The 16,581-nt window shown below is 67.7% G+C and carries 10 protein-coding genes; 5 read left to right on the plus strand and 5 right to left on the minus strand.

Annotation, left to right across the window (positions count from 1 at the left end):
• Nucleotides 1-329: 329 nt before the first annotated feature.
• Genes KME82_RS12635 through KME82_RS12650 form a run of 4 tightly spaced genes read left to right on the plus strand, consistent with a single transcriptional unit; the run spans nt 330 to nt 9,281 of the window.
• Entirely contained in the window at nt 330-1,526 is a 1,197-nt protein-coding gene (locus KME82_RS12635) for an efflux RND transporter periplasmic adaptor subunit (RefSeq protein ID WP_215498819.1), read from the plus strand.
• Complete coding sequence (locus KME82_RS12640; protein ID WP_215498820.1) at nt 1,523-4,645, plus strand: efflux RND transporter permease subunit; 3,123 nt, start codon at nt 1,523-1,525, stop codon at nt 4,643-4,645. Before KME82_RS12635 ends, KME82_RS12640 begins: the two co-directional genes overlap by 4 nt.
• Entirely contained in the window at nt 4,642-7,848 is a 3,207-nt protein-coding gene (locus tag KME82_RS12645; protein ID WP_215498821.1) for an efflux RND transporter permease subunit, read from the plus strand. The genes KME82_RS12640 and KME82_RS12645 overlap by 4 nt, the downstream gene beginning before the upstream one ends.
• A gap of 8 nt (nt 7,849-7,856) precedes the next feature.
• On the plus strand, nt 7,857-9,281 hold the full coding sequence (locus KME82_RS12650) for an efflux transporter outer membrane subunit (RefSeq protein WP_215498822.1): 1,425 nt from the start codon (nt 7,857-7,859) through the stop codon (nt 9,279-9,281).
• Between the two features lie 217 nt (nt 9,282-9,498).
• On the opposite strand, the gene KME82_RS12655 is transcribed toward KME82_RS12650, so the two are convergent.
• Complete coding sequence (locus tag KME82_RS12655; RefSeq protein ID WP_215498823.1) at nt 9,499-9,807, minus strand: hypothetical protein; 309 nt, start codon at nt 9,805-9,807, stop codon at nt 9,499-9,501.
• A gap of 220 nt (nt 9,808-10,027) precedes the next feature.
• Between KME82_RS12655 and KME82_RS12660 the strand changes: the two genes are divergently transcribed.
• Nucleotides 10,028-11,188: a M23 family metallopeptidase gene (locus KME82_RS12660; protein WP_215498824.1), complete on the plus strand. Its 1,161-nt coding sequence runs from the start codon at nt 10,028-10,030 to the stop codon at nt 11,186-11,188.
• A 169-nt stretch (nt 11,189-11,357) separates the two neighbouring features.
• Here the strand turns inward: KME82_RS12660 and KME82_RS12665 are convergent, their stop codons facing one another.
• The 4 genes from KME82_RS12665 to KME82_RS12680 form a co-directional block, all read right to left on the minus strand.
• Complete coding sequence (locus tag KME82_RS12665) at nt 11,358-12,374, minus strand: transporter (protein ID WP_215498825.1); 1,017 nt, start codon at nt 12,372-12,374, stop codon at nt 11,358-11,360.
• 109 nt (nt 12,375-12,483) lie between these two features.
• Nucleotides 12,484-13,656: a benzoate/H(+) symporter BenE family transporter gene (locus tag KME82_RS12670; RefSeq protein ID WP_215498826.1), complete on the minus strand. Its 1,173-nt coding sequence runs from the start codon at nt 13,654-13,656 to the stop codon at nt 12,484-12,486.
• Nucleotides 13,657-14,468: 812 nt separating this feature from the next.
• Nucleotides 14,469-15,311 carry a YdcF family protein gene (locus tag KME82_RS12675; RefSeq protein ID WP_215498827.1) on the minus strand — a complete coding sequence of 281 codons (843 nt, stop codon included), beginning with the start codon at nt 15,309-15,311 and terminating at the stop codon, nt 14,469-14,471.
• Nucleotides 15,312-15,323: 12 nt separating this feature from the next.
• Nucleotides 15,324-16,577, minus strand: a complete 1,254-nt coding sequence (locus KME82_RS12680; protein ID WP_215498828.1) for a glycosyltransferase family 4 protein — start codon at nt 16,575-16,577, stop codon at nt 15,324-15,326.
• Nucleotides 16,578-16,581: the final 4 nt, after the last annotated feature.

Consider the following 16,581-nt stretch of genomic DNA (forward strand, 5'->3'; position numbering starts at 1 on the left):
TCGATCAGGGCTGGTAGAGGCTCGCTTCCTGAAAAGAAAGCGTCGGGGCTGAAGGCCCCTCCCACAACAGACCTCGGTGCGGCGCCGTCGGCACGCGTTCGCAGCCGAACCGGCAAAGCCTGCCACCACACCACGTTCACACGGCCTTCCGAACATTGGTCATCCATTACGGTTCTGTAATGCGGACAACGCAATCGGGCTTCGCGCGTTAGCTTTATCCGAATCTCACGAATCAAGCGGATGCAGGCAGGCCTATGGGCACGACGCCGCAAGCTCACTCCTCCGATGCGCCGCCCCGTCGCGAGGGATGGCGACGCCACCAAGGCCTGTTGCTGACGCTTCTCGGCGTGCTGGTGCTGATCGCGCTGGTGTGGTGGCTGGTGCATGGGCGCGCGAGCGAGGAGCGCGGCAACCGACGGCCGACCGCGACGGTCGGCATCGCCGTCGCCCAGGCCGGTTCGATCCCGATCACGCTCGAAGCGCTCGGCACGGTCACGCCGTTGGCGACGGTGACGGTGCGGCCGCAGGTCTCGGGCAACATCGTCGATATCGCGTTCAAGGAAGGCCAGACGGTGGCCAAGGGACAGGTGCTGCTGAGCATCGACCCGCGGCCGTTCCAACTGGCCCTGCAGCAGGCGCAGGGCAGCCTGGTCCGCGACCAGGCGCAGTTGCGCGTGGCGCAGTTGACTTTGCAGCGTTATCAGACCTTGTTGAAGCAAGACTCGATCGCGCGACAGGATGTCGATACGCAGGCGGCCACCGTGCGCCAGCTGGCTGGCGTGGTTGCCACCGACGAGGCGGCGGTCGGCACCGCCAAACTCAATCTCGACTACAGCCAGGTCAAGGCGCCGATCGCCGGGCGCGTGGGCCTGCGCGTGGTCGACCTGGGCAATTACGTGACCTCCGGCGACGCGGCCGGGGTCGCGGTGATCGCCGCGGTGACGCCGATCGATGTCGAATTCACCGCGCCGCAGGACGATCTACCGCGCATCCAGGCGCGGCTCGCGCAGGGCGATGCGCCGGCGGTGACGGTGCTCGACCGCACCCGCACCCAGGTGCTCGGTCAGGGCCAGTTCCTGACCTTGGACAATGTGATCGACCCGACCACCGGCACGGTCAAGGCCAAGGCGCGGTTCGGCAATGCCGACGCGCGCCTGTTCCCGAGCCAGTTCGTCAACGTGCGCGTGCTGCTCGACACCTTGAACAACGCGATCGTGGTGCCGTCGGCGGCGCTGCGCACCGGGCCGAAGGGCGATTTCGTGTACGTGGTCGGCGCCGACCGCAAGGCGTCGCTGCGCACGGTCAAGCGCGGGCCGGCCTCGGGCGATTCGGTGTCGATCGCGCAGGGTCTGCGCGCGGGCGAGAAGGTGGTGATTTCCGGCGGCGATCAACTCACCGATGGGGCCACGGTGCGTTTGCCCGAGGATGCCGCGGCCGGCTCGGGTAAGGGCGGCGGCGCGGGCGATGCCGCATCCGCCAAGCCGCGAGGCGAACGCAAGGCCGGCGGCCGCAGCGGCGCGCAATGAATCCCTCGCGGCCCTTCATCCTGCGACCGGTCGCGACCTCGCTGCTGATGGCGGCGATCGTGCTGGCCGGCCTGGCCGGTTTCCGGCTGTTGCCGCTGTCGGCCTTGCCCGAAGTCGATTACCCGACCATCCAGGTGCAGACCCTGTACCCCGGCGCCAGTCCCGAGGTGATGGCGCACACCGTGACCGCGCCGCTGGAACGCCAGTTCGGGCAGATGTCGGGGCTGCGACGCATGAGTTCGACCAGCGCCGCTGGCGCTTCGGTCATCGCCTTGCAGTTCGACCTCGACGAAACCCTGGACGTGGCCGAGCAGGAAGTGCAGGCGGCGATCAACGCAGGCGGCAATCTGCTGCCCGCCGATCTGCCGGCGCCGCCGGTATACGCCAAGGTCAATCCGGCCGATGCGCCGGTGCTGACCCTGGCGGTGACCTCCGACACGATCGCGCTGACCCAGGTGCAGGACTTGGTCAACACGCGGCTGGCGCAAAGCATTTCCCAGGTCGGCGGCGTGGGCCTGGTGTCGCTCAGCGGCGGCAACCGGCCGGCGGTGCGCATCCAGGCCGATCCGCAGTTGCTCGCGTCGTATGGACTGGGCATCGACAGCCTGCGCACGGTGATCGCCAACGGCAACGCCAGCGGCGCCAAGGGCAGTTTCGACGGGCCGAGCCGGTCGTACACCATCGACGCCAACGACCAGCTCACCGATGCCGAGCAATACAAGCAACTGATCGTCGCCTATCGCGACGGCGCGCCGATCCGCCTGCGCGATGTCGCCAACGTGATCGAAAGCGCCGAGAACGTCCGCCTGGGCGCCTGGTCCGGGTTGACCCCGGCGATCATCGTCAACGTGCAGCGCCAGCCCGGCGCCAACGTGATCGCCACCGTCGATGCGATCAAGGCCAAACTGCCGGAGCTGCAGGCGGGCTTGCCGGCCGGTCTCAAGGTCGAGGTGCTCAGCGACCGCACCACCGGCATCCGCGCCTCGGTGCGCGATGTCGAATTCGAATTGCTGCTGGCGATCGCGCTGGTGGTGGCGGTGATCCTGGTGTTCCTGCGCAGCGTCGCGGCGACGGTGATCGCCAGCCTGGCGGTGCCGATCTCGCTGATCGGCACGTTCGGCGCGATGTATCTGCTGGGTTTCAGTCTCGACAATCTCAGCCTGATGGCGCTGACCATCGCCACCGGTTTCGTGGTCGACGATGCGATCGTGATGATCGAGAACATCTCGCGCTACATCGAGGAGGGCGAGCCGCCGTTCGAGGCCGCGCTCAAGGGCGCGCGCCAGATCGGCTTCACCATCATCTCGCTGACCGTGTCGCTGATCGCGGTGCTGATCCCGCTGTTGTTCATGGGCGACGTGGTCGGGCGTCTGTTCCGCGAATTCGCGATCACCCTGGCGATCACCATCGTGATCTCGGCGGTGGTGTCGCTGACGCTTACACCGATGCTCGCGGCGCGCTGGCTCAAGCCCAAGGCGCATGACGAATTGAGCGAGCCCGAACGCCCGGACCGCTTCCAGCGCCTGATCGACCGTTACGGCGTGGCCCTGGACTGGGTGCTCGACCGTCAGGGCGCGACCTTGATCGTGGCGCTGGCGACTTTGGCGCTGACCGTGCTGCTGTACATCGTGATTCCCAAGGGCCTGTTCCCGATGCAGGACACCGGCCAGTTGCAGGCCGAAGTGCGCTACAGCCATCAGGTGTCCTACGCCGGCATGGCCCAGGTGCAGCAGGACGTGGCGCGCGCGTTGCTGGACGATCCCGATGTCGCGTCGCTGAGCGCCTACATCGGCGTGGACGGCGCCAACACCACGCTGCTGTCGGCCGGGCGCATGCTGATCAACCTCAAGCCCGAGCGCAGCGGTTCGCAGCAGCAGATCATGCAGCAGTTGCGCGAACGCGCCTCGGCGGTGGCCGGCGTGACCTTGTACGTGCAACCGGTGCAGGACCTGACCATCGACGCGGAAACCGGGCCGACCCAGAACCGTTTCTCGATCCAGGGCTCGGACCAGGCCGCGGTCGATCGCACCGCCAATGCGCTGGTCGACAAACTGCGCGGGCTGCCGCAGCTGCGCAACGTGATCACCGACGCCGGCGCGACCGGTTCGGCCGCGTACGTGTCGATCGACCGCGACAGCGCCGCGCGCCTCAACATCAGCGCCTCGACCGTTGACGAAGCACTGTACAGCGCGTTCGGCCAGCGCATCGTCTCGACCATCTTCAACGAGACCACCCAATACCGGGTGATCCTGGAAGCGCAGCCCGGCCTGGCCACGCAACCGGCCGACCTGGGCCGATTGCACCTGCCGACCGCGAACGCGCCCACGCCGCTGGCGGCGATCGCGCAGATCCACGAACGCGCCGCGCCGCTGCAGGTCAATCACGTCGCCCAGTTCCCGGCAGCGACGGTCGGTTTCGACACCGCGCCGGGCGTGTCGCTCGGCACCGCGGTCGACGCGATCCGCAAGACCGCCGCCGACGCCGCCCTGCCGACCGGCATCAGCCTGTCCTTCCTCGGCGCGGCCAATGCCTACGAAGCCTCGTTGCAGAACGAGCTGTGGCTGATCCTGGCCGCGGTGATCTGCGTCTACATCGTGCTGGGTGTGTTGTACGAGAGCTATATCCACCCGTTGACGATTCTTTCGACGCTGCCGTCGGCCGGCGTGGGCGCGTTGCTTGCGCTGATGGTGACCGGATCGGACCTGGGCGTGATCGGAATCATCGGCATCATCCTGCTGATCGGCATCGTCAAGAAGAACGCGATCATGATGATCGACTTCGCCATCGACGCCGAACGCGAGCAGGGCCGCGCGCCGCGCGAGGCGATCCATCAGGCCGCGCTGCTGCGCTTCCGGCCGATCCTGATGACCACGCTGGCGGCGCTGTTCGCCGCGCTGCCGCTGATGCTGGGCTGGGGCGAGGGCTCGGAACTGCGTCGTCCGCTCGGCGTGGCGATCTTCGGCGGGCTGATCCTCAGCCAGATCCTGACCTTGTTCACCACGCCGGTGGTGTATCTGGCGTTCGACCGACTGGCGCGGCGACGTCGCGATCGGTCTTCGCGCGCGAACGATTCGGTCGCATCGGCTGATCCGTCCAGCCCCGCGCAGTCGCCGCCATGAACCTGTCCGCGCCGTTCGTGCGCCGTCCGATCGGCACCGTGCTGCTGACCATCGGTCTGGCGTTGAGCGGCATCGCGGCGTTCTTCAATCTGCCGGTGTCGCCGCTGCCGCAGGTGGATTTTCCGACCGTCTCGGTCAGCGCCAATCTGCCCGGCGCCAGCCCGGAGACGATGGCCTCGAACGTGGCCACGCCGCTGGAGCGAAGGCTGGGCACGATCGCCGACGTCACCGAAATGACCTCGCAAAGCTCCACCGGCCAGGCCCGGGTGACCTTGCAGTTCGATCTGGGCCGCAGCATCGACGGCGCCGCGCGCGACGTGATGGCGGCGATCAACGCCGCGCGCGGCGATCTGCCGGCGACGCTCAAGAGCAATCCGACTTATCGCAAGGTCAACCCGGCCGACGCGCCGATCATGATCGTGGCGATGACCTCCAAGAGCCGCACGCCCGGGCAGATCTACGAGGCGGCCACCAACATCGTGCAGCAGACGCTGGCGCAGGTCGAAGGCGTCGGCGATGTCGAGATCGGCGGCGGCTCGCTGCCGGCGGTGCGGGTCGAGATCGTGCCGTACGCCTTGTCGCGCTACGGCATCGGCCTGGAGGACATCCGCGCGGCGATCTCCGCGGCCAACGCCAACCGGCCCAAGGGCGTGGTCGAGAACGGCGACCGCGCGTTCCAGATATACACCAACGACAACGGCCAGACCGCGGCGGATTTCCGCGATCTGGTGGTGGCCTGGCGCGACGCCGCGCCGGTGCGCCTGCGCGATGTGGCGCGGGTGATCGACAGCGTCGAGGACGTCCACACCCTGGGCCTGTTCAACGGCGAGTCGGCGGTGGTGGCGGTGATCAGCCGCCAGCCCGGCGCCAACATCATCCGCACCGTCGACGGCGTGCGCGCGGCCCTGCCGGTGCTGCGCAAGCAATTGCCGGCGGATATCGAGCTGTCGATCGCGTCCGATCGCACCAACACGATCCGCGCGTCGCTGGAGGAAGTGGCCGCGACCCTGGTGATCGCCTTGATCCTGGTGATCCTCGTGGTCAGCGTGTTCCTGCGCAGCTGGCGCGCGACGGTGGTGCCGGCGGTCGCGGTGACGGTATCGATCCTCGGCGCGGTCGCGGTGATGTACCTGCTGGGTTTCAGCCTCAACAACCTGAGCCTGATGGCGCTGACCATCGCCACCGGCTTCGTGGTCGACGACGCCATCGTGGTGCTGGAAAACACCAGCCGCCATCTCGAACAGGGCATGGACCGGTTCGAAGCGGCGCTGCTGGGCGCGCGCGAGGTCGGGTTCACCGTGGTCTCGATCAGCCTGTCGCTGGTCGCGGTGTTCATCCCGCTGTTGTTCATGGGCGGGATCGTCGGGCGCTTGTTCCGCGAGTTCGCGGTGACCTTGTCGGCGGCGGTGCTGATCTCGTTGGTGGTGTCGCTGACCACCACGCCGATGATGTGCGCGTATCTGCTGCGGCCGCATTCGCAGAAAAAACCGCCGGGCCGGATCGGCGCGTTCTTCGACCGCCAGTTCGACCGCGCCCATCGCGCCTACGGCGCGAGCCTGCGCTGGGCGCTGGACCATGCGGCGTTGATGCTCGCCACCCTGGTGCTGGTGGTGGGTCTGAACGCGTATCTGTTCGTGGCGATTCCCAAGGGCTTCTTCCCCGAACAGGACACCGGCCAGTTGAACGGCGGCCTGCGCGCGGACCAGAGCATTTCCTTCCAGGCCATGCAGGGCAAGCTCAAGGAAATCGTCGACGTGGTGCGCAAGGACCCGGCGGTGGCGACCGTGGTCGGTTTCACCGGCGGCTCGCGCGCCGGCGGCGGCTTCGTCTTCGTCACCCTCAAGCCTAAATCTGGGCGCAAGGACAGCAGCGAGCAGGTGATCGCGCGCCTGCGCCCGCAGCTGATGCGGATCGCGGGGGCGACCTTGTTCCTCAATCCGGTCCAGGACGTGCGCCTGGGCGGGCGCCAGAGCAATGCGAGCTATCAGTACACACTCAAGGCCGACAGCAGCGATGCGCTGCGCATCTGGGCCGACAAACTGGCCGCGGCGATGAAGCAGCAGCCCGAATTGACCGATATCGATTCCGACACCCAGGCCCACGGCGTGGAGTCGTACGTGCAGATCGATCGCGCCACCGCTTCGCGATTGGGGATCACGCCGGCCGACATCGACAACGTACTGTACGACGCGTTCGGCCAGCGTCAGGTGTCGACCATCTACAAGAACCTCAACCAGTACCACGTGATCCAGGAAGTCGATCCGGCCTATGCGCGCGATCCGTCCGCGCTCAACGACGTGTACGTGCCGGCCAACAACGCCACGCCGACCAGCACCGGCGTGCAGGCGCAGTCCGGCTCGACCGCATCGCCGGTGCGCAACGCCTCGCAGGGCAGCGCGCTGACCCAGAGCGCGCGGCAGATGGTGCCGCTGTCGGCGATCGCTAAGTTTTCCGATGCCGCCGCGGCGACTTCGATCAACCATCAGGACGCGCAGCTGGCGACGACCATCTCCTTCAATCTCGCGCCGGGCAGTTCGCTCAGCGACGCGCAGGACGCGATCGCCCGCGCGCAGGCGCAGATCGGCATGCCGGCCAATGTCCACGGCAGCTTCCAGGGCACCGCCAAGGCCTTCCAGGACACCACCAAGAGCCAGCCGATCCTGATCCTGGCGGCGATCGTGGCGATCTACATCGTGCTCGGCATTCTCTACGAAAGCATGATCCATCCGATCACGGTGCTGTCGACCCTGCCGTCGGCCGGGATCGGCGCGGTGCTGGCGTTGATGCTGCTGCGCATGGAGTTCTCGGTGATCGCGCTGATCGGGTTGGTGCTGTTGATCGGCATCGTCAAGAAGAACGCGATCCTGATTATCGATTTCGCATTGGAGAGCGAGCGTGCGCGTGGGTTGTCGGCGCGTGATGCGATCTATGAGGCGTCGATGTTGCGGTTCAGGCCCATTCTTATGACGACGCTCGCCGCCGCCTTGGGCGCTCTGCCGCTTGCGGTTGGATTCGGCGAAGGCGCCGAACTGCGCCAGCCCCTGGGCGTGGCGATCATCGGCGGGTTGATGGCCAGCCAGGTGCTGACCCTGCTGACCACGCCGGTGGTCTATTACTACCTCGACCGGCTGCGCCGGCCCGGTCGCAACGAAGCCTCGCTGTCGCGCCTGGGCGACGACGGCCTGCACGCGCAAGGCGCTTAGGAGATCGGATGCGCGCTCATGGTGTGCTAGTCGCGTTGGTGGCCACGGTGGTGAGCGGTTGCGCCGCCGGCCCGGACTATGTTCGGCCGAGCCTGGCTGTGCCGACCGAATACAAGGAGGCTCGAGGCGAACCGGTCAAGGACTGGAATCCCGCGGTGCCCGCCGACGCGGCCGATCGCGGCGCGTGGTGGTCGGTATTCCACGATCCGGCGTTGGACGGATTGATGGCGCAGGTCGAGGTGTCGAACCAGAACCTCGCCGCGGCCGAAGCCGCGTATCGGCAGGCGAGGGCGCTGGTGCGCGAGCAGCGCGCGGCCTTGTTTCCGAGCGTGAGCCTGGACGGTTCGGGCACTCGCGCGCGCAGTGCCGGCAGCAGCGGTTCGAGCGTCGGCCAGACCTATCGCTACGACATCGGCGCGAGTTGGGAACCCGATGTATGGGGCCGTATCCGGCGCAATGTCGAAGGCGCACGCGCGCAGGCCGATGCCAGCGCGGCGGATCTGGCTTCGGCGCGCTTGGCCGCGCAAGGCGAGTTGGCGGCGAACTATTTCCAGTTGCGCGAAACCGATATCGAAACCGGGCTGTTGCAGTCGACCGTCGCGGCGTATCAGCGCGCCTTGACCATCACCGGCAATCGCTACGCCGCCGCGATCGCGGCCAAGAGCGACGTGCTGCAGGCGCAGACCCAGTTGGCCAATGCACAGGCCAGCCTGGCGAACCTGACCCAGCAACGCGCGCAACTGGAACACGCGATCGCGGTGCTGGTCGGAAAGACGCCGGCCGATTTCGCCCTCGCGCCCGATCCGGGCTGGCGCGCGCAGGTGCCCGAGCTGCCGCCGGGCGTGGCCTCGGAACTGCTGCAGCGCCGTCCCGACATCGCCGCGGCCGAACGCCGCGTGGCCGCGGCCAACGCCGAAGTCGGCGCGGCCCAGGCCGCGTTCTTTCCGAGCTTCACCTTGAGTGCTTCGCGTGGTGGCGGCGCCTCGCAGATCGGACGTTTGTTCGACGCGCCGTCGAGCCTGTGGTCGCTCGGCGTGGCCCTGGCCCAGACTTTGTTCGACGCGGGCGCACGCCGCGCCACCCGCGACGCGGCGCGAGCCGGCTACGACCAGACCGTGGCCCAGTACCGGCAGACCGCCTTGACCGCGTTCCAGGACGTCGAGGATCAACTGGTCGCCACCCGCGTGCTGGTCGAACGCGCCGGCTTCTACGCGCAGGCGTCGCAATCGGCCGACGAAGCCGAGCGTATCGCCTTGAACCGCTACAAGAGCGGGCTAGTCGCCTACACCGACGTGGTGGTCGCGCAGACCGCCGCGCTGTCGGCGCGGCAGTCGCTGGCCCAGGCCACCCGCGATCGACAGACCACCGCGGTCGCGTTGATCCAGGCGTTGGGTGGCGGTTGGCATGCGGGGCAGGGCGAAGCCAATCCCTAAAGCGTTGCCGAGCCATCGCGCAGTGGGTCACCGGCCCGCTTCGGCTTGCGAGACGCCTGCGAGCCACCTTCATCGCCAACGCCGCCGTGTATCCGCGGGGCGTATCGCGATCCGCGTGCCGTGGATGAGCGTGGTGCTGATCGATCCCGGTGGGGTCGGTATGCGGCGTCAGGCGTGCGGTGCGCCATTACCGCGCTGAATTGGCGATCGAGATCGATTACCTGGGCATTTCGGCTTTGTCTCGAGGTGCCGCCGCCACTTCGTCGACAGGACAGATCGTCTTCAACGGCAGGCCATCCTTGAGACTGAAATATTCCTTGCAGTGCGAATCGTCGTATTCGGTCCAGCGCATGCCGATGTCGCTTGCCGCGATCAGTTCGAAAGCCGAAGTGACGCCGTCAAGATTCCAATCCATCTGCGACCAGGCATAGCCATGTCGAAGGCCGCTAGAGATACGGATCACGCCGTACCCGACCAACACCATCGACACGATCAGCGCTGAAAGCTGCAATCCCTTGAGGCCCATGGATTTTGTACGTCCTGCACGGATGGGATGATGGCTTCGATTTTAGCAGTCAAGCGACTGCGCCGCTTTCAGGCACGAACCGGCTGAACGCACACTCCGCGGCGGCGGCGGGCAGGCGATCGAGATGACAAATGGCATGGGACGGCGTTGCGCGCCTCACTGAAGCTGCCTCGCACGGTCTTTGTCCCTCTGTCTGGTTTCATAATCAGGATCATCCCGCATGCTGCGTCCGCTCGCGCTGGCCGTTTCGCTGTACTTGTTGGCGGTCGCCGCGCCGGCCCACGCGGCCGCGCCGGTCGATAGCTTCGACATGAGCGTGACGCAGGCGCCGATACCGGTGCGGGTCGAGGGCCGGCAGCGATTGGTCTACGAAGTGCACCTGAGCAACTTCGGTCAGTCCGAATGGGCCTTGGCCGAGCTTCGCGCGATCGATGCCGCCACCGGCGCGAGCGTGGCGGCCTGGAGCGGCGGCGAACTGGCCGCGCGTACCCAGGTGATCGGCCGCGCTGCGGCGCCGACCGCTTCGGTCAAGCCCGGCGAACGCGCGGTGGTGTATCTGGAATTCGAGGCGACGCAGGCGTTGCCCAAGCGGCTGCGGCATCAACTCAGCTTCGCCGCGCTCGATGCCGCCGCGGGCAAGAGCGCCGTGTCGGCATCGGCGACGCAGACGGTCGTAGGCGCCGAACTCGACGTCGGCGCCGCCGCGTCGTTGCAACTCGCGCCGCCGCTGCGCGGCGGGCCGTGGGTCGCGATCTACGCGCCACAGTGGCCGCGCGGTCATCGCCGTGTGTTCTACACCTTGAACGGCCGCGCGCGTCTACCGGGCCGGCATGCGATCGATTGGGTGCGGGTCGATGCGGACGGACGGATCGCCAAGGGCGATGCCGATATCGCCGCCAACAGCCTGGGCTACGGCGCCGAAGTGCTGGCCGTGGCCGACGCGCGGGTCGCGGCGGTGCGCGACGGGCAGCCTGAGAGCGTCAAGGTCTCGGACAATCCGCGCCACGATTTCGATCAGGCCGCCGGCAACTACGTCGTGCTGGCGTTGGCCGACGGCCGCTATGCGACCTACGAGCATCTGCGTCCGGGCAGCATCAAGGTGCGCGAAGGCGACGCGGTGCGGGTCGGCCAGACCATCGGCGCGCTGGGTTTTACCGGTGATTCGACCGGGCCGCATCTGCATTTTCATCTTGCCGATGGGCGCACGCCGTTGGCGTCGGAAGGCGTGCCGTATGGGTTTGCCGGGTTTCGGTTGCTGGGGTATTACCCGCAGCTTGATCGGCTGGGGTCGAAGCCATGGCAGGCGTTGAGCGGCGAGGTTACGGCCGAGCGGGTCGATGAGTTGCCTGGGTCCAACAGCGTGGTGCAGTTTCCGCGTTGAGCGCGAACCGTGTTTCCCTCACCCCAACCCCTCTCCCGCAAGCGGGAGAGGGGCTCAGAGCTCCCTTCCCCGCACGCGGGAGAGTGCCTGAAACTCCCTTCTCCCGCTTGCGGGAGAAGGTGGCCCGAAGGGCCGGATCAGGGCGCGCGCGCCCCATCGGACGCCCCCCTCAATCCCGCCGCCGCCCGAACGCCGCATACGCCAGCACCGCGGTCAGCACGAACAGCCCGACCACCACGCTCCAGAACCCATGCGGGTTGTCCGACAGCGGCACGCCGCCGACGTTCATGCCGAACAGGCCGGCGATCAGGTTGATCGGCAGCGCCAGCACGGTCACCACGGTCAGCACGAACAAGGTGCGGCCGGTCTGTTCGTTGACCAGCGCGGCCAGTTCTTCCTGGATCAGCTTGACCCGCTCGACCAGCGCGGCCGAATCGCCGATCGCGGTGGAGAATTCTTCGGCCGCCTGTTGCAGGTCCTGGATGTCGTCGCGATCGATCCAGTCCGGCGGACGGTTGAGCAGGCGGAACAGCGCGGTCGGTTCCGGCGCCAGCAGCCGTTGCAGGCGCACCAGCGAACGCCGCAGCGCGCCCAGTTGCTTGCGGTCGTCGGCGATGCGGTTGGCGAGCAGACGGTCCTCGATGCGATCGACCTGGACGGTGGACTTGCGCAGGATGTCGCCGAGCACGCTGGCCTGATCGCGCAGCAGGTGGGCCAGCAGTTCGACCGGCGAGCGGAAGATCTGGCCGCTGCGCACCGCCGCGCGCAGTTGATCGACCGAGCGCAACGGCCGCAGGCGCGCGCTGACCAGCAGACGCGGGCCGATGCACAGGCTGGTGGTGCCGACCTCGGACGCGTCGAAGCTGGAGTCGAACAGCACGTCGTGGATGACCGCGATCAGCGCGCCATCGTCGAGCTCCAGCCGGGTCGAGCCGACCTCGCTGCGAAGGCTGTCGAAGAACGCGTCGGGCAGGTCGAGCGCGCGGTGCAGGTAGCGTTCGGCGCCGACGTTGGACAGCGAGAAGTGCAGCCACAGGAAGCCCGGGTTCGCGCCTTGCTGCGCCTGGGCCAGGAACGCGGCCACCGCGTCGGTGCTGATCGGCTGCGCCGGTTCGCCGGGGACGAAGCGATAGCCCCAGATCAGGCCGTCTTCGTTGGAGCCGTAGCTGGCGTCGGTGATGCGCATTCGAAGGTTGCACCGTCAGGGCGGGGTGGCAGCGCATACGCTAGCTCAAAGGGCTTGCAAGTCCCATCGCTGCGTGAGCCTGCGCCATGGCCAGCCGCCGCGAGGCGACTCAGGCCGGCGGCCGGCGGCGGGTGATCGCCAGCGCCAGCAGCCCGGCGACCATGCCCCAGAACACCGAACCGATCTGGAACGCGCTCACGCCCGAGGCGGTGACCAGGAAGGTGATCAGCGCCGGTTCGCGTTCCTGCGGGTCGTGGACGGCGGCGGCCAGGCCGTTGCCGATGGTGGTCAGCAGGGCGATGCCGGCGATCGCCAGCACCAGTTCCTTCGGAAACGCGGCGAACAGCGCGGCGACGGTGGCGCCGAACAGGCCGGTCAGCAGGTAGAACCCGCCCGCCGCGACCGCGGCCACGTAACGCCGCCGGCTGTCCTCGTGGGCGTCGCTGCCCATGCAGATCGCCGCGGTGATCGCCGCCAGATTCAGGGCGAACGCGCCGAACGGCGCCAGCACCAGGGTGACCAGCCCGGTCCAGCCGATCAGCGGCGACACCGGGGTGTCCTGGTAGCCGTGCGCGCGCAGGATCGCGATGCCGGGAATATTCTGCGAGGCCATGGTGACCACGAACAGCGGGATCGCTACCCCGATCACCGCCGCCAGCGAGAACTTCGGCGTGATCCAGATCGGCTGCGCCATGCTCAGCCGCACCTCGCCCAGGTGCAGCTGGCCCTGGACCGCGGCGATGGCCACGCCGATCGCCAAAGTGATGACCACCGCGTAGCGAGGACTCCAGCGCCGCGCCAGCAGCCAGCCGAGGAACATCGCGAACACCAGCGCGAACTGCGCCGGCATCGAGGTGAACACGTTCAAGCCGAAGCGCAGCAGCACCCCGGCGAGCATGCCCGAGGCCAGGCTGGTCGGCAGCCGGCTCAATGCGCGTTCGAGCCAGCCGCTGAAACCCAGCGCGGTGGTCAGCACCGCGCTGACCACGAACGCGCCGATGATTTCCGCCAGCGGCAGTCCGGCCGCGCCGGTGATCAGCATCGCCGCGCCCGGGGTCGACCAGGCGGTGACCACCGGCACCCGGTAGCGCAGCGACAAGCCGATGCAGGTCGCGCCCATGCCGAGCCCGAGCGCCCACATCCACGAGGCGATTTCCGCATCGTTGGCCCCCGACGCCTGCGCGGCGCTGAACACGATCGCCGCCGAACTGGTGAACCCGACCAGCACCGCGACGAAGCCGGCGATGACGGCGGACAGGGACAGATCGCGCAGCAGGCGCATGGTCGTAAGGCGTTGAGGGTGGAGCGCCATCATGCAGCAAACCCGCGCGGGCTGGCTTGTACGGGGTTGCGCTTTGGTGGTTGCGCAGCGAGTCGGGGACGCGGGCGGTCGCAGAGGCGATTCACCTGATCGCGATCCCGATCTTGATGCCGCCTGAAGTCTTTTGTGGGAGGGGCTTTAGCCCCGATGCTTTTGTCTCAGGCAAGGTGATTGCGTGACGACCTGATCGAAAAGCGTCGGGGCTGAAGCCCCTCCCACAAAAACCTCGCGACAGCGCGGTGATTTGGTCCCAGTGGATTGTGTGGATTGTAGATTTCGTTCGATAGCAGATTGCAAGGCTCGCCACTCGGATCGCGACGCCGCCTGAGGTCTTTTGTGGGAGGGGCTTCAGCCCCGATGCTCTTGTTTCAGACAAGGCGATTGCTTGGCGACCTGATCGAAAGGCATCGGGGCTGAAGCCCCTCCCACAAAGAACCTCGCGATAGCGCGGCGATTCGATCGCAGCGGATTGCAGATTTCGTTCGATAGGGGACTGCAAGGCTCGCCACTCGGATCGCGACGCCGCCTGAGGTCTTTTGTGGCAGGGGCTTGAGCCCCGATGCTCTTGTTTCAGGCAAGGTGATTGCATGACGGCCTGATCGAAAGGCGTCGGGGCTGAAGCCCCTACCACAACAAACCTCGCGATAGCGCGGCGATTTGATCGCAGCGGATTTGTAGATGTCGTTCGATAGGGGAATGCAAGGCTCGCCACCCGGATCGCGAAGTGCTCGGAAGTCTTTTGTGGGAGGGGCTTCAGCCTCGACGCCTTTCGATCAGGCCGCCGACAGCAAGAACAACCCATATTCCTTCAAGGTCTCGCCGCTGCGCCGCACCGCCTGCAGCGAAGGTCGCCACGCGGGACCGATGGCGACGCGCGGCTCCGGCGGCGACATCGGCAGCACTTGCAGCCCCTCGCGTTCGAACAGCCGCGTCGCTCTCGGCAGATGCATCGCCGAGGTGATCAACACCACCCGATGCCAGCCGCGCTGCCGTGCGATCGCCGCGCTGTTGCGGGCGTTGTCGCCAGTGCTGGTGCTGCGATCCTCCAGCACCATCGCCTGCTGCGGAACACCGAGCTTGCGCAGTGCCGCGGCCATGATCCGCGCCTCGCTGACCCCGCGCGTACGCGCCGCCGGTCCGCCGCTGAGCAGGATCGAAGCGGTGCGGTGCTCACGCCAGACCCGCGCCGCCAGCGCGACCCGATTGCCGGCCAGGGCCGGCGCATCCGCATCGCCCTGATCGAAGCGGCTGACCGGGCCGATCGCGCCGCCGAGCAGGACGATCGCGTCGGCTCTTGGCGTGTGCGACTGTGGCGATTGCAGTTGTGGCCGGTGCAACTGCGATGGGTGCAGCGATGACGAGCGCGACTGCAACGGCTGCGACGACTGAGGCAGCGGCAGCGACGGACGCCGCCGAACCAACGAATCACGCAAGGCCTCCGACGCCACCGGCAGCGACCACAGCAGGCCCCAGCCCAGTCCGATCGCGATCAAGCCAAACCCCAGGCCCAGTCGAGCGCCACGTCGCCATCGCCAGACCACCAGGCTGCCGAGTACCAACAGGCAGACGCTCGTATGCAGCGGATCGATCAGCCAACTCAGCACGGCGCCCGCCACGACCCGCCGCGCCTACTTGCCGACCCGCAGCAAATCCTGAGTATCGTCATCGACCAACTTCGCCAGCGCATCGGTCATCAACCGCGCCTGGCGATCGCGCGAATACGCCGGCGCGGCGGCGACGCTGGCCGCGCGCAGGCGCTGCATGCGTGCCGGGTCCTCGGCCAGGGCGACGATCGCCGCGGCCATCGCCTCGGCGTTCTCGGCCGGCACGCACACCCCGCAGCCGGTGCTCTCGACGATGCGGGTGGCTTCGCCGCGCGGCAGCGACATCAGCGCGGGCACCCCCATGCCCATGCCTTCGAACAGCTTGGACGGGATCACCCCGGCGAACACCGGGTTGTCGCGTAGCGGAATCAGCGACACATCGCACAGCCCCCATAGCTTGGGCATCATCTCCTTGGGCTGGCGCGGAATCATGCGCACGTTGGCGAGCCCGCGCTGCGCCACCAACTGCTCGACCCGCGCGCGCTCGGCGCCGCTGCCGGCGAAGAAGAACGCGATGCGCGGGTCGTGCTGCAGCCGCTGCGCCGCATCGATCACGGTTTCCAAACCATGCGCCATGCCATGAGTGCCGAGATAACCGACCACGAACCGCCCATGCAGGTCGTAGCGCTCGCCCAGCTCCGGATCGCGCGCGCACGGCGCGTAACGTTGCAGGTCCACGCCGTTGAGCACGACATGGATCTTGCCGGCGTCGACGCCGCGCTGGATCAGTTCCTCGCGGAACGACTGGGTCACCGGCACGATCGCGTCGGCGCTGCGGTACAGGAACATCTCCAGCCGTTCGAGCACGCGGATCGCCAGGCTGCGTTTCATCGCCCCGACCGCGGTGATCGAGGCCGGCCACAGGTCGCGCAGCTCGAACACGAACGGCCGCCGCCGCAGCCGCGCCAGCGCCCAGCCGCCAAGCGCGCAGAAGAACTGCGGCGAGGTCGCCACGATCACGTCGTGACGCGGCTCGAACACGCCGGCCAGCACCGAGGCGGTCATGAAGCTGATGTAGTCCAGGCTGCGCTTGACGAAGCCCTCGTTGGCGGTGATGTAGGTCTTGACCCGCACCACCCGGATGCCGTCGATGGTTTCCACGCTGCGCCATGCATTGCGATAGCCGTCGAACAAACGGCCCTCGGGGAAATTCGGCGCGCAGGTGATCACCGTGACCTCGTGCCCGGCGCGCACCCAGCGCACCGCGTGCTCGTAGGTGCGGGTGGCCGGCGCGTTGCCCTCGGGCGGAAAGTTGTCGGACAAAAACAGGATGCGCATGCGG

Origin of the sequence: Lysobacter capsici (assembly GCF_018732085.1) — a bacterium.
Lineage (GTDB): Bacteria > Pseudomonadota > Gammaproteobacteria > Xanthomonadales > Xanthomonadaceae > Lysobacter > Lysobacter capsici_A.

Coding starts and splice junctions, on each gene's coding strand:
- KME82_RS12640 (WP_215498820.1), top strand. CDS start 1,523: ATGAATCCCTCGCGGCCCTTCATCCTGCGACCGGTCGCGACCTCGCTG.
- KME82_RS12645 (WP_215498821.1), top strand. CDS start 4,642: ATGAACCTGTCCGCGCCGTTCGTGCGCCGTCCGATCGGCACCGTGCTG.
- KME82_RS12650 (WP_215498822.1), top strand. CDS start 7,857: ATGCGCGCTCATGGTGTGCTAGTCGCGTTGGTGGCCACGGTGGTGAGC.
- KME82_RS12655 (WP_215498823.1), bottom strand. CDS start 9,807: ATGGGCCTCAAGGGATTGCAGCTTTCAGCGCTGATCGTGTCGATGGTG.
- KME82_RS12660 (WP_215498824.1), top strand. CDS start 10,028: ATGCTGCGTCCGCTCGCGCTGGCCGTTTCGCTGTACTTGTTGGCGGTC.
- KME82_RS12665 (WP_215498825.1), bottom strand. CDS start 12,374: ATGCGCATCACCGACGCCAGCTACGGCTCCAACGAAGACGGCCTGATC.
- KME82_RS12670 (WP_215498826.1), bottom strand. CDS start 13,656: ATGCGCCTGCTGCGCGATCTGTCCCTGTCCGCCGTCATCGCCGGCTTC.
- KME82_RS12680 (WP_215498828.1), bottom strand. CDS start 16,577: ATGCGCATCCTGTTTTTGTCCGACAACTTTCCGCCCGAGGGCAACGCG.